Origin of the sequence: Streptomyces formicae (assembly GCF_002556545.1) — a bacterium.
GTDB classification, from domain to species: Bacteria; Actinomycetota; Actinomycetes; order Streptomycetales; family Streptomycetaceae; genus Streptomyces; species Streptomyces formicae_A.
This window is the reverse complement of sequence record NZ_CP022685.1, coordinates 6,553,332-6,566,063: the sequence shown is the minus strand read 5'-3', so window position 1 is coordinate 6,566,063 and position 12,732 is coordinate 6,553,332. Positions and strand designations below refer to the sequence as shown.

Genomic DNA, 12,732 nt, shown 5'->3' with positions numbered 1-12,732 from the left:
CGTCCGGCGCTCGATATTTCCGGCCCGACCGGCGCTCGATATTTCCAGCCCGTCCGGCGTTTGAGGACGAACTCGGCGAAGCCGGTGATCTACATCAGCCGAACTCGCCGACCAGCAACCTAGTCCGTCAGATCAACTGCCCGCGCGGACTCCGCCCCGATCTCCGCAGCCAACTCATTGAGCACAGCCTGCGGCACGGTGTCGTCCACGGTGAGAACGGCCAGCGCCTCCCCGCCCACGTCAGCACGAGCGACCTGCATGCCCGCGATGTTGATGCCCGCCTCGCCGAGGACCCGGCCCACCGTGCCGACGACGCCGGGACGGTCCGCGTACCGCAGGACGACCATGTGGTCGGCGAGCGCCAGGTCCACGTCGTACTCGCCGATGGCGACGATCTTCCGGAGGTGCTTGGGACCGGCCAGCGTGCCGGAGACGGCGATCTCCTCGCCGCCCGAGAGCGTGCCGCGCACGGTGACCACGTTGCGGTGGTCGGGCGACTCCGAGCTGGTGGTCAGGCGGACCTCGACGCCACGCTCCTGCGCGAACAGCGGCGCGTTCACATACGACACGGTCTCGTCGACGACGTCCTCGAACACGCCCTTCAGCGCGGACAGTTCGAGCACCTTCACGTCGTGCTGGGTGATCTCGCCGTACACCTCGACGTCGAGCCGGGCCGCGACCTCGCCCGCGAGCGCGGTGAAGATCCGGCCGAGCTTCTCGGCGAGCGGCAGACCGGGGCGCACGTCCTCGGCGATGACACCGCCCTGCACGTTCACCGCGTCGGGCACGAGCTCACCGGCGAGCGCGAGGCGCACCGACTTGGCGACCGCGATGCCCGCCTTCTCCTGCGCCTCGTCCGTGGAGGCACCGAGGTGCGGGGTGCAGACGACCTGGTCGAACTGGAAGAGCGGGGAGTCCGTGCAGGGCTCCTTCGCGTACACGTCGAGACCGGCACCGGCGACGCGGCCCTCCTTGAGGGCGGAGTGCAGCGCCTCCTCGTCGACGATCCCGCCGCGCGCGGCGTTCACGATGCGGACGGTCGGCTTGACCTTGTGCAGCGCCTCGTCGCCGATGAGGCCGAGCGTCTCGGGGGTCTTGGGCAGGTGCACGGTGATGAAGTCGGAGACCTCGAGCAGCTCGTCGAGCGAGAGGACCTTCACGCCCATCTGCGCGGCGCGCGCGGGCTGCACGTACGGGTCGTAGGCGACGACCTTCATGCCGAAGGCGCTCATGCGCTGCGCGACCAGGGCACCGATGCGGCCGAGGCCGACGACGCCGAGGGTCTTCTCGGCGAGCTCGACGCCCGTGTACTTGGAGCGCTTCCACTCCGCGTTCTTCAGGGCGGTGTTGGCCTGGGGGATGTTGCGCGCGGTGGCCAGGAGCAGGCCGCAGGCGAGCTCGGCGGCCGTGACGATGTTCGAGGTCGGGGCGTTCACGACCATCACGCCGGCCTTGGTGGCGGCGGACACGTCGACGTTGTCCAGGCCCACGCCCGCGCGGGCGACGACCTTCAGCTTCTTGGCGGCGGCGATGGCCTCGGCGTCGACCTTGGTCGCGGAGCGGACCAGGATCGCGTCGACGTCGGCGATCGCGGGGAGCAGCTCGGCGCGGTCCGCTCCGTTGCACTGGCGGATCTCGAAGTCCGGGCCCAGGGCGTCGACGGTGGCGGGCGACAGCTCTTCAGCGATGAGTACGACGGGTTTGCCGGTGGCAGCAGTGCTCACGTGAGTCCTCACAAGTCCATTGCGGACGGCCGTCCCGACGGCCGCAGGCGGTGGAGGGTGCTAGCCGCGTGGAAGACGCACGACGCTGTGGGCCCGACGCGAATGTTGAACAGCAGTGTAGTGGCGCGACGGAGGTCATCTTGCGCCTCCGCGGAAGGATCACCCGTCCGTGAATGGACACGGTGGACAAGCGAGAAAGCCGGTCCCTACCGGTGGTAGGAATCAGCCCCTCCGGCTGGTAGGAATCAGCCCCTCCGGCGTTTGAGGAGCGGGGTCCGGGGCGGAGCCCCGAGGCATCGGCCCCGGACCCGAGCACCATCACTCCTCGTCGTTGACCCAAGACATGAGCTTGCGCAGCTCCTTGCCCGTGGTCTCCAGGAGGTGGTTCTCGTCCTGGGTCTTGTACTCGTTGTACTTCTTCAGACCACCGTGGTACTCGTCCATCCACTGCTGGGCGAACGTGCCGTCCTGGATCTCCGCGAGGACCTTCTTCATCTCGGCCTTGGTGGCGTCCGTGATGATCCGCGGGCCGGTGACGTAGTCGCCCCACTCCGCCGTCTCCGAGACGGACCAGCGCATCTTCTCCAGGCCGCCCTCGTACATGAGGTCCACGATCAGCTTCAGCTCGTGGAGGCACTCGAAGTACGCGATCTCCGGCTGGTAACCGGCCTCGGTCAGGGTCTCGAAGCCCGCCTTGACCAGCGCGGCCGTACCGCCGCAGAGGACGGCCTGCTCGCCGAAGAGGTCGGTCTCGGTCTCCTCGGTGAAGGTCGTCTTGATGACGCCCGCACGCGTGCCGCCAATGCCCTTGGCGTACGAGAGCGCCAGCGGGAAGCCCTTGCCCGTGGCGTCCTGCTCGACGGCCGCGATGCACGGAACGCCGCGGCCCTCCTCGTACTGGCGACGGACCAGGTGGCCGGGGCCCTTCGGGGCGACCATGCAGACGTCGACGCCCTCGGGGGCCTTGATGAAGCCGAAGCGGATGTTCAGGCCGTGGCCGAAGAACAGCGCGTCGCCGTCCTTGAGGTTGTCCTTGATGGACTCCTCGTAGACCTGGGCCTGGATCGGGTCCGGCACCAGGATCATGATGACGTCGGCCTCGGCCGCCGCCTCGGCGGGCGTGACGACGCGCAGGCCCTGCTCCTCGGCCTTGGCCTTGGACTTGGAGCCCTCGTGCAGACCGACGCGGACGTCGACACCCGAGTCGCGCAGCGACAGCGCGTGGGCGTGGCCCTGGCTGCCGTAGCCGATGACCGCGACCTTGCGGCCCTGGATGATGGACAGGTCTGCGTCGTCGTCGTAGAACAGCTCGGCCACTGGGAATCTCCTATGTGTGCTGGTGTTGCGTCCCACCGTACGGCGGGTTCGGTGAGGGAAGTTCGCGGGTCTCGCCATACGGGCGGACCCGGTGCGGGTTCAGGCCGCGCCGGCTCAGGCGCTGCGGTCGAGCGCCCGCAGGCTGCGGTCGGTGATGGAGCGGGAGCCCCGGCCGATCGCGATGGTGCCGGACTGGACCAGCTCCTTGATGCCGAAGGGCTCCAGCATCTTGAGCATGGCCTCCAGCTTGTCGCTGCTGCCGGTGGCCTCGATGGTGACGGCCTCCGGGGAGACGTCCACGGTCTTGGCGCGGAACAGCTGGACGATCTCGACGATCTGCGAGCGGGTCTCGTTGTCGGCGCGGACCTTGGCGAGCACCAGTTCGCGCGCCACCGCCCCGCCCGGCTCGAGTTCGACGATCTTCAGGACGTTGACCAGCTTGTTGAGCTGTTTGGTGACCTGTTCGAGCGGCAGGTCCTCGACGTTCACGACGATGGTGATGCGGGAGATGTCGGGGTGCTCGGTGACGCCCACAGCCAGTGAGTCGATGTTGAAGCCGCGGCGGGAGAACAGGGCGGTGATCCGGGCGAGGACACCGGGCTTGTTCTCGACCAGGACGGAGAGCGTGTGCTTGGTGGACATGACTGAAGGTCTCTCTTTCGCTCTCGGTCTCAGTCGTCTTCGTTGTCGCCGAAGTCGGGACGGACGCCCCGGGCCGCCATGACCTCGTCGTTCGAGGTGCCCGCCGCGACCATCGGCCAGACCTGGGCGTCCTCGTGGACGATGAAGTCGACCACGACGGGCCGGTCGTTGATGGCGTTCGCCTCGGCGATGACCTTGTCCAGGTCCTCGGGCCGCTCGCAGCGCAGCGCCACACAGCCCATCGCCTCGGACAGCTTCACGAAGTCGGGGACGCGCGTGCCCTTGTTGGGGCCGATGTCGTCGGGACCGCTGTGCAGGACGGTGTTGGAGTAACGCTGGTTGTAGAAGAGCGTCTGCCACTGGCGGACCATCCCGAGGGCGCCGTTGTTGATGATGGCGACCTTGATCGGGATGTTGTTCAGGGCGCAGGTGGTCAGTTCCTGATTGGTCATCTGGAAGCAGCCGTCGCCGTCGATCGCCCAGACCGTGCGGTCGGGCTGTCCGGCCTTGGCGCCCATCGCGGCCGGGACCGCGTAGCCCATCGTCCCCGCGCCGCCGGAGTTGAGCCAGGTCGCGGGCTTCTCGTACTGGATGAAGTGCGCGGCCCACATCTGGTGCTGGCCGACGCCCGCCGCGAAGATCGTGCCCTCGGGGGCCAGTTGACCGACGCGCTCGATGACCTGCTGCGGCGAGAGCGAGCCGTCCTCGGGCTGGGTGTAGCCGAGGGGGTAGGTGTCGCGCCAGCGGTTGAGGTCGCTCCACCAGGCGGTGTAGTCGCCGGTGTGGCCCTCGGTGTGCTCGGCCTGGACGGCCTGGACCAGGTCGGCGATGACCTCGCGCGCGTCGCCCACGATCGGCACGTCGGCGGCGCGGTTCTTGCCGATCTCCGCAGGGTCGATGTCGGCGTGGACGATCTTCGCGAACGGGGCGAAGCTGTCCAGCTTGCCGGTGACGCGGTCGTCGAAGCGGGCTCCGAGGGCGACGATCAGGTCGGCCTTCTGCAGCGCGGTGACGGCGGTGACCGCACCGTGCATGCCCGGCATTCCCACGTGCAGCTCGTGACTGTCGGGGAATGCGCCGAGCGCCATCAGTGTGGTGGTGACGGGCGCTCCGGTGAGTTCGGCGAGGACCCTCAGCTCCGCGGTGGCCCCGGCCTTGATGACGCCGCCGCCGACGTAGAGCACCGGCCGCTTGGCGGCGGTGATCAGCTTGGCGGCCTCGCGGATCTGCTTGGCGTGCGGCTTGGTCACCGGGCGGTAGCCGGGCAGGTCCTGGGTGGGCGGCCAGGTGAAGGTGGTCCGCGCCTGGAGGGCGTCCTTGGCGATGTCGACCAGGACGGGCCCCGGACGGCCCGTGGAGGCGATGTGGAACGCCTCCGCGATGGTCCGCGGGATGTCCTCGGCCTTGGTGACCAGGAAGTTGTGCTTGGTGATCGGCATCGTGATGCCGACGATGTCCGCCTCCTGGAAGGCGTCGGTGCCGATCGCCTTGGAGGCCACCTGACCGGTGATGGCGACCATCGGGACGGAGTCCATGTGGGCGTCGGCGATCGGCGTGACCAGGTTGGTGGCGCCGGGACCGCTCGTCGCCATGCAGACGCCGACCCTGCCGGTGGCCTGCGCGTATCCGGTGGCCGCGTGGCCCGCGCCCTGCTCGTGCCTGACCAGGACGTGCCGCACCCGGGTGGAGTCCATCATCGGGTCGTACGCGGGAAGGATGGCGCCGCCGGGAATGCCGAACACCGTGTCGGCCCCGACTTCCTCGAGAGAACGAATGAGGGACTGCGCACCCGTCACGTGCTCGACGGGGGCGGACGGCTGTCCTGAGGTTCGGGGCCGCGGCTGCGGATGGTGGGCCCCGGTGGCCTGCTCGGTCATCGGCATTCTCTTCTCGAAGCTGAGGGTTTTTGCGGGGTGTTTGCGGGGGTTTGGCAGGTGCCAGTGCAACAAAAAACCCCTCGTGCCGTGAGGCAAGCGAGGGGAGCGCGCCGGGTGCGGTCGCAGGGATTCCGGTGTTCGGACCGGTCAGTCCCAGCTTCAGCCGACGCGCTTTCCAAGTACGAGAATTCGGGTGCGCATGGCATTGACCCTCCCTCCGGCACGCAGTGCCTGTCAAGTAGGTGGGACGGGGGTCTCATTATGTGAGCGGACGTAGGTCGGGGCGTCCGCCGTGAGCGTCCCCGAAGAGCCGCCCACGAACGGTCCCGAGGCCCCGCCCGCGTACGACGCGGCGGGCCCGCCCGCGAACACCGGCTCGGCCGGGCAGCGCGGCACCCGGTACTCGCCCGTCGACAGGGCCCGGCGCAGCCGGTACTCGTCGACGGGTCCGGAGAACGCCATGCCCTGCCCGTGCGTGCAGCCCATCGCGCGCAGCGCGACCACCTGTTCGGGCAGGTCGACGCCGTCGGCCACGGAGAGCAGCCCGAGGTCGCCCGCGATGCGCAGGAGCCCCGAGGTGATCTTGTAGAGCCGGGCGGACTCGACGACGCCCTCGATCAGGCCGCGGTCCAGCTTCAGTACGTCGACGGGGAGCCGGCGCAGCGCCGTGATGGCCGCGTAGCCACTGCCGAACCCGTCGAGCGCGATGCGCACGCCGAGCCTGCGCAGGGCCGTCAGACGGCGCTCCAGGTCGTCGAGCGGCACCCGCGGGTCGCTGTCGGCCAGCTCGATGATCAACGCGCCCGACGGCAGACCGTGCCGGGTGAGCAGCGCCTCGATGGAGCCGAGCGGCATGGAGCGGTCCAGGAGACGACGCGCGCTCATCCGTACGACCACGGGCACCGCGTGGCCGGTGCGGCCACGCTCCGCGGCCTGTTCGACGGCCTCCTCCAGCATCCAGCGGCCCAGCTCGGCCGTGCGGTCGCCCTCGCGCCCCTCGCCGTTCTCGCTGACGCGCAGGAACTCGCCGGGCGTGAAGAGGATGCCCTGCGCCGAGCGCCAGCGGGCCTGCGCGGCGACCGCCGTGATCCGGCCGCTCTCCAGGGAGACCACGGGCTGGTGGAGCAGCGCGAACTCGCCGTCGTGCAGGGCGGCGCGCAGCCGGGTCGCGAGCTGCGCCTTGCGTACGACGTCGGCCTGCATCTGGGGCGCGTACAGCTCGACGCGGCCCTTGCCCGCGGCCTTGGCGCGGTACATCGCGAGGTCGGCGTTGCGCAGCAACTCCCCCGCGCCGATGCCCGGTTCGGCGAAGGACACGCCGATGGAGGCCGCCACGCGCACGTCGTTGCCGTCGATGGCGTAGGGCTGGGACAGGGTGATTCTCAGCCGGTCGGCGAGTTCGAAGATGTGTTGTTCTCTCGCGGCCTGGTCTCTGGTGCCGTCGCCGACGATGAGGGCCGCGAACTCATCGCCGCCGAGCCGGGAGGCGGTGTCGCCCGAACGCACCGCCTCCTGAAGTCTGCGCGCCGCCTGGATGAGGAGCTCGTCCCCGGCCTGGTGGCCGATGGTGTCGTTGACCGCCTTGAAGCCGTCGAGGTCGATGAAGAGCACGGCCGTGCCGCGGTCGGTGACTCTGCGGCCGGTCAGCGCCTGGCTGACGCGCCGGGTGAACAGGGCGCGGTTGGGCAGGTCGGTGAGCGGGTCGTGCTCGGCGTTGTGCTGCAACTGCGCCTGGAGCCTGACCCGTTCGGTGACGTCCCTGCTGTTGAAGATGAGGCCGCCCTGGTGGCGGTTGACCGTGGACTCGACGTTCAGCCAGTCGCCGTCGCCGGACCTGAAGCGGCACTCGATGCGGGTGGTGGGCTCCTCCACGGGGTTGGCCGCGAGGAATCTGCGGACCTCGTGGACGACCCTGCCGAGGTCCTCGGGGTGCATGAGCGAGGCGAGTTCGGATCCGACGAGCTCTTCGGCGTCGCGTCCGTAGACCCCGGCGGCGGCCGGGCTCACGTACCGCAGGATGCCGTTCGGCGCGGCGATCATGATGACGTCGCTGGAGCCCTGCACCAGGGAGCGGAAGTGGTTCTCCTTCTGGGCCAGTTCCTGGGTGAGGGTGATGTTGTCCAGGAGCATGATGCCCTGGCGCACCACGAGGGCGAGCACCACGGTGCCCGCGGTGAAGAGCACGACGTGGTCGACGCTGCGCCCGCTGAGGATGTTGTAGAGGATCCCCAACGTGCAGACGGCGGCGGCCAGATAGGGCGTGAGGGCGGCGAGCGAACCGGCGATCGGCCGGGTCGCGGCGGCGAGGCCCCGCGGCTCCTCGGGGCCGCTGTCGTACGTCACGTGCGCGTGCCCGCGACCGATGTCCCCTTGCGCGTGCCAGGGGGCCGCCCACGGCGCGTACGCGAGGAGCAGCGAACCGGCGAACCAGCCCGCGTCCAGCATCTGCCCCGAGCGGTAACTGGCGTGCAGCAGCGGCGAGGTGAAGAGCGCGTCGCACATGACGGTCAGGGCCAGCGCGCCGATCGCGGTGTTCACCGCGGTGCGGTTGGCGGACGAGCGCCTGAAGTGCAGCGCGAGGACCATGCTGACCAGCGCGATGTCGAGGAGCGGGTAGGCGAGCGAGAGCGCGGCGTGCGCGACGCTCTGGCCCTCGAACCGCGCGGTGTGCGCGAGCGCCAGGCTCCAGGAGAGCGTGAGGAGCGAGCCCCCGATCAGCCAGGAGTCGAGGGCGAGGCAGACCCAACCCGCCTTCGTCACCGGCCGCTTGGCTAGCACGAGGAGACCGATGATCGCGGGCGGGGCGAAGCACAGGAAGAAGAGGTCGGCGAGCCCCGGGCTCGGCACGGGCTCTTCGAGGACGACCTCGTACCAGCCCCACACCCCGTTACCGAGGGCTGCCATCGCGGAGGAGAGCGCGAAGAGCAGCCATGCGGGTCGAAACCGGCTGCGCCGGGTGCGGGAGTAGCGGAAGCAGGAGATCGCGGCGATCGATGCCGCGATGCTCAGCCCGAAGTCGCCCATGAACAGGGCGAGTCGACCGGAGCCCCAGCCGATCGCCGAGCCGGTCGCGTACCCGCCGCAGATGATCAGCAGGACCAGCTGGGAGACGAGACCGCGGCCGCCCGGCAGGGGGTGGCGGGTCAGTGGGGTCCTGGGAGGCAGTGGTGCCGCCAGGCCCCCGTCGAGGACGGTGGCGCCGGACGGGCGGGCATTCACCGGGCCGCCCTGGTCCGCGCCGCCCCCGTGTCCGTCCGGCCCCCGAGACAGGCGTGTGGGCTCTGTCGCTGATGAGTACGGCGACGGCCGCTCGTGCGACAGGCGCACCGCCTGCGTCTGCGGGCCGGTGCGTGCGAGAGTCGCCGGCGGCTGTCCCGCCGCGTCGGATCGTTCGCCCATAGGCCGTGCATCGCCCGTCGCCCCCCTCGCAGTCTGCTGTCTCATCCCCGCGCCGAACGTGCCACGGCGCATCCCCAGTCGGGACGATACACCAGTCTCGTCACTCAGGGACATAGTCTCTCTACGCTCCGTGACTACCGGAGCGGAAGCGGACACGGGGCGCACACAGGCGGGTGCGGAGCGTGCGCGAACGGACGTCAGGCGATCAACTGCCCGTCGTGAGCACGACGTTGCCCAGCGACCGCCCGGCCGCGTAGCGGCTCAGCTGATCGGCCAGCAACCGCTTCGCGCGGGGCAGGAAGGCCGAGCTCGATCCGCCCACGTGCGGACTGATGAGCACTCCAGGAGCGTGCCACAGGGGGTGACCTGCGGGCAGCGGTTCCGGATCGGTCACGTCCAGGGCGGCGGTGATGCGGCCGGACTCCAGTTCGGCCAGGAGCGCCTTGGTGTCGACGACGGGCCCACGGGCGACGTTCACCAGGAGAGCGCCGTCCTTCATGCGGCCCAGGAAGTCGGCTCCGGCCAGGCCACGGGTGGCTTCGGTGAGCGGCGTCGAGAGGATGACGACGTCGGCGTCGGGCAGCAGGGAGGGCAGTTCGACGAGCGGATGCACGGGGCCGCGCTCCGTGGCACGGGCGGAGCGCGCGACGCGCGCCACCCGCGCGCACTCAAACGGAGCGAGCCGGTCCTCGATGGCGGAACCGATCGATCCGTAGCCCACGATCAGTACGGACCTGTCGGCGAGCGCCGGATAGAACCCGGCGTGCCACTCCTCCTGCCGCTGCCCCTCCACGAAGCGCGGCAGCCCCCGCAGCGACGCCAGGACCAGGGTGAGCGCGAGTTCGGCCGTGCTCGTCTCGTGCACCCCGCGGGCGTTGCACAGCCGCACCCCGGGCGAGAGGAGTGGAATACCCGGCTCCACATGGTCGATCCCCGCGGTCAGTGTCTGTACGACGCGTACGGACGTCATCGCGGACAGCGGGCGTACCGCGACCTCCGTGCCCTTCATGTACGGCACCACGTAGAAGGCGCAGTCGGCCGGGTCGGCGGGGAAGTCGGGACCGCCGTCCCAGTACCGGTAGTTGAGGCCCGCGTCGGCGGCCGCGGGCAGCCCCTCGATCTCGTGCGCTTCGAACGGAAGCCATACGTCTGTCGTCATGCTCAGGAGGCTAATGCGCCTCCCCGCGCGCGGCCCGCGGGGAGGCCCCGCTCGGGACCGGGACGGCAGCGGTTAGTTTGGATGATCTCCGAACGAGGAGTGAGGAGTGGGGAGGGCACGACCAGGTGGAGCGCAGGACGATCGGTGCGGCGGCACTCGAAGTGGGCGCAGTCGGACTCGGTTGCATGCCGATGAGCTGGGCGTACAGCGGCTCGCGGCAGCGGGGCGACGCGTCGCTGCGCACGGTGCACGCCGCGTTGGACGCCTCGGGGCAGGCGGCGACCCTGCTGGACACGGCGGACATGTACGGCCCCTTCACCAATGAGCTGCTGCTCGGCAGGGTGCTGAAGGAACGGCGTGCGGACGCGTTCGTCTCGACGAAGTGCGGGCTGCTCGTCGGCGACCAGCACATCGTCGCCAACGGCCGCCCCGGCTATGTGAAGCGGGCCTGCGACGCCTCGCTGCGACGCCTGCAGACGGAGACCATCGACCTGTACCAACTGCACCGCGCCGACCCCGAGGTACCCGTCGAGGAGACCTGGGGCGCGATGGCCGAACTCGTCGCCGCGGGGAAGGTGCGGGCGCTCGGCCTGTGCGCGATGGGGGCGCGCGCCCGGCGGCGACCGGCACCGGGCCGCCCGGTGCCGGGGCTGCACGAGGCGACGGTCCGGCAGTTGGAGCGGGTGCAGCAGGTCTTTCCCGTGAGCGCCGTGCAGGCCGAGCTCTCGGTGTGGTCGCCGGAGGCGCTGGACGCGCTGCTGCCCTGGTGCGCGGCGCGCGGGATCGGCTTCCTCGCCGCGATGCCGCTGGGGAACGGTTTCCTCACGGGGACGCTGACGCCGGGGCAGGGCTTCGAGCCGGACGACCTGCGGGCCAGGCACCCCCGCTTCACCGCCGAGATGATGGCCGCCAACCAGCCGCTGGTGGTGGGCCTGCGCAAGATCGCGGAGCGGCACGGCGCCACGCCCGCCCAGGTCGCGCTCGCCTGGGTGCTCGCGCAGGGTCGGCACGTGGTGCCGGTGCCCGGCGCGAAGCGGGAGCGCTGGGCGGTGGAGAACGCGGGCGCCGCCTCGGTGCGGCTGACGGCGCAGGACCTGAGGGAGATCGCGGCGCTGCCCGCGGCGCTGGGGTCGTGGGACTGACGCCGTTCGGCTCTCGTGGCGGCGGATCGGGAACCTGCGGGGCGCGAGCGGTGTATGAACAGTAAGAGCGCTGCGTCGAAGGGACCTGATCGTGCAACGACCTGCTGTTACGGCCGTGTTGGCCGCCGCCGCCCTCGTGTTCGCGGCCGGGTGCTCGTCCGGTGGAGGCGATGATTCCGGCGGGCGCGAGAGCCCGCTGGATCCGGGGAGGTCGAGCCGGTCCCCCAGCGGGAAACCGGGCGCCGACGCCCCGCCGGAGAAGGGCTCGGCGAAAGTCACCCGCACCCTCACCAAGGGCCTGAAGTCCCCCTGGGGCCTCGCGGCGCTCCCTGACGGGGACCTGCTGGTGTCCTCGCGCGACGAGGGGACGATCACCCGCGTCGACGCGACATCGGGCAAGAAGACGGAGCTCGGCTCGGTGCCCGGCGTCTCCCCCGGCGGCGAGGGCGGCCTGATGGGCCTCGCCATCTCCCCGACGTACGCATCGGACCACATGGTGTACGCGTACTTCACGACCGAGTCCGACAACCGCGTCGCCCGCATGCTCTACGACGAGAAGAAGCCGTCCGGCGAGCAGTTGGGCGCGCCCGACACCCTCGTCAAGGGCATCCCCAAGGGCATGATCCACAACGGCGGCCGGATCGCCTTCGGCCCGGACAAGATGCTGTACGCGGGCACGGGCGAGACGGGTGACACCGGCCTCGCGCAGGACAAGAAGTCCCTGGGCGGCAAGATCCTGCGCCTCACCGCAGACGGCGAGCCCGCCCCCGGCAACCCCTTCGGCGACTCCCCCGTCTACTCGTACGGCCACCGCAATGTGCAGGGTCTCGCCTGGGACGAGCAGAAGCGGCTGTGGGCCTCGGAGTTCGGCCAGGACACCTGGGACGAGCTGAACGAGATCAAGTCCGGTGACAACTACGGCTGGCCCGAGGTGGAGGGCAAGGCCGGTGAGGAGGGGTACCACGACCCGGTCGCCCAGTGGAAGACCTCCGAAGCGTCACCGAGCGGCGTCGCCTACGCCGAGGGATCGGTCTGGATGGCGGGGCTGCGCGGCGAGCGGCTGTGGCGCGTCCCGGTCCGGGGCGTGACACCGGCGGGGAAGCCCCAGGCGTTCCTGAAGGGCGAGCACGGACGGCTGCGCACGGTGCTCGCGGCGGGCGGCGACAAGCTCTGGCTGGTGACGAGCGAGACGGACTCGCGGGGGACGCCGGAGAAGGGCGACGACAAGATCCTGGAGGTGAAGGTGGAGTGACCCGACCGGGGGGCTACGTCTCCTCCGTGCCCGGCGTCCCCTCCTCGCGCGATGACGGCACCGGCGCGCGCACGACCACCTTGCCCGACGTCAGATCTATCGGTCCCTTGCCGGGATCACCGTCGGCGAGATCCACGCGCGTCAGTTCCAGACGCCTGTTCTCGTCCTCGGTGTGCTTGCGTCCCGGTGCGAACAGAGCTTCAAACGGGGTGAACACCGC

Annotated in this window: 9 protein-coding genes; 2 read left to right on the top strand and 7 right to left on the bottom strand. The window is 70.4% G+C overall.

Annotated features, from left to right (window positions below; genetic code table 11):
* Window positions 1–119: 119 nt before the first annotated feature.
* The 6 genes from serA to KY5_RS28790 all read right to left on the bottom strand — a co-directional run bounded on the left by serA (window position 120) and on the right by KY5_RS28790 (window position 10,118).
* Entirely contained in the window at window positions 120–1,724 is a 1,605-nt protein-coding gene (gene serA, locus KY5_RS28815) for a phosphoglycerate dehydrogenase (RefSeq protein ID WP_098244957.1), read from the bottom strand.
* A 318-nt stretch (window positions 1,725–2,042) separates the two neighbouring features.
* On the bottom strand, window positions 2,043–3,041 hold the full coding sequence (gene ilvC, locus KY5_RS28810) for a ketol-acid reductoisomerase (protein WP_098244956.1): 999 nt from the start codon (window positions 3,039–3,041) through the stop codon (window positions 2,043–2,045).
* Between the two features lie 114 nt (window positions 3,042–3,155).
* A complete protein-coding gene (gene ilvN / locus KY5_RS28805) occupies window positions 3,156–3,683 on the bottom strand; it encodes an acetolactate synthase small subunit (protein WP_098244955.1) in 528 nt (175 codons plus the stop codon).
* 29 nt (window positions 3,684–3,712) lie between these two features.
* Window positions 3,713–5,560, bottom strand: coding sequence for an acetolactate synthase large subunit (locus KY5_RS28800; RefSeq protein ID WP_199843282.1), 1,848 nt, complete (start codon window positions 5,558–5,560; stop codon window positions 3,713–3,715).
* A 234-nt stretch (window positions 5,561–5,794) separates the two neighbouring features.
* On the bottom strand, window positions 5,795–8,779 hold the full coding sequence (locus KY5_RS28795; RefSeq protein WP_199843280.1) for a putative bifunctional diguanylate cyclase/phosphodiesterase: 2,985 nt from the start codon (window positions 8,777–8,779) through the stop codon (window positions 5,795–5,797).
* Window positions 8,780–9,164: 385 nt separating this feature from the next.
* Window positions 9,165–10,118, bottom strand: coding sequence for a 2-hydroxyacid dehydrogenase (locus KY5_RS28790; protein ID WP_098244952.1), 954 nt, complete (start codon window positions 10,116–10,118; stop codon window positions 9,165–9,167).
* 125 nt (window positions 10,119–10,243) lie between these two features.
* Between KY5_RS28790 and KY5_RS28785 the strand changes: the two genes are divergently transcribed.
* Window positions 10,244–11,260 carry an aldo/keto reductase gene (locus KY5_RS28785; RefSeq protein WP_098244951.1) on the top strand — a complete coding sequence of 339 codons (1,017 nt, stop codon included), beginning with the start codon at window positions 10,244–10,246 and terminating at the stop codon, window positions 11,258–11,260.
* A gap of 85 nt (window positions 11,261–11,345) precedes the next feature.
* Window positions 11,346–12,512, top strand: a complete 1,167-nt coding sequence (locus KY5_RS28780) for a PQQ-dependent sugar dehydrogenase (RefSeq protein ID WP_107645713.1) — start codon at window positions 11,346–11,348, stop codon at window positions 12,510–12,512.
* A gap of 13 nt (window positions 12,513–12,525) precedes the next feature.
* Here the strand turns inward: KY5_RS28780 and KY5_RS28775 are convergent, their stop codons facing one another.
* On the bottom strand, window positions 12,526–12,729 hold the full coding sequence (locus tag KY5_RS28775) for a DUF6191 domain-containing protein (RefSeq protein WP_098244949.1): 204 nt from the start codon (window positions 12,727–12,729) through the stop codon (window positions 12,526–12,528).
* Between the last annotated feature and the right edge of the window lie 3 nt (window positions 12,730–12,732).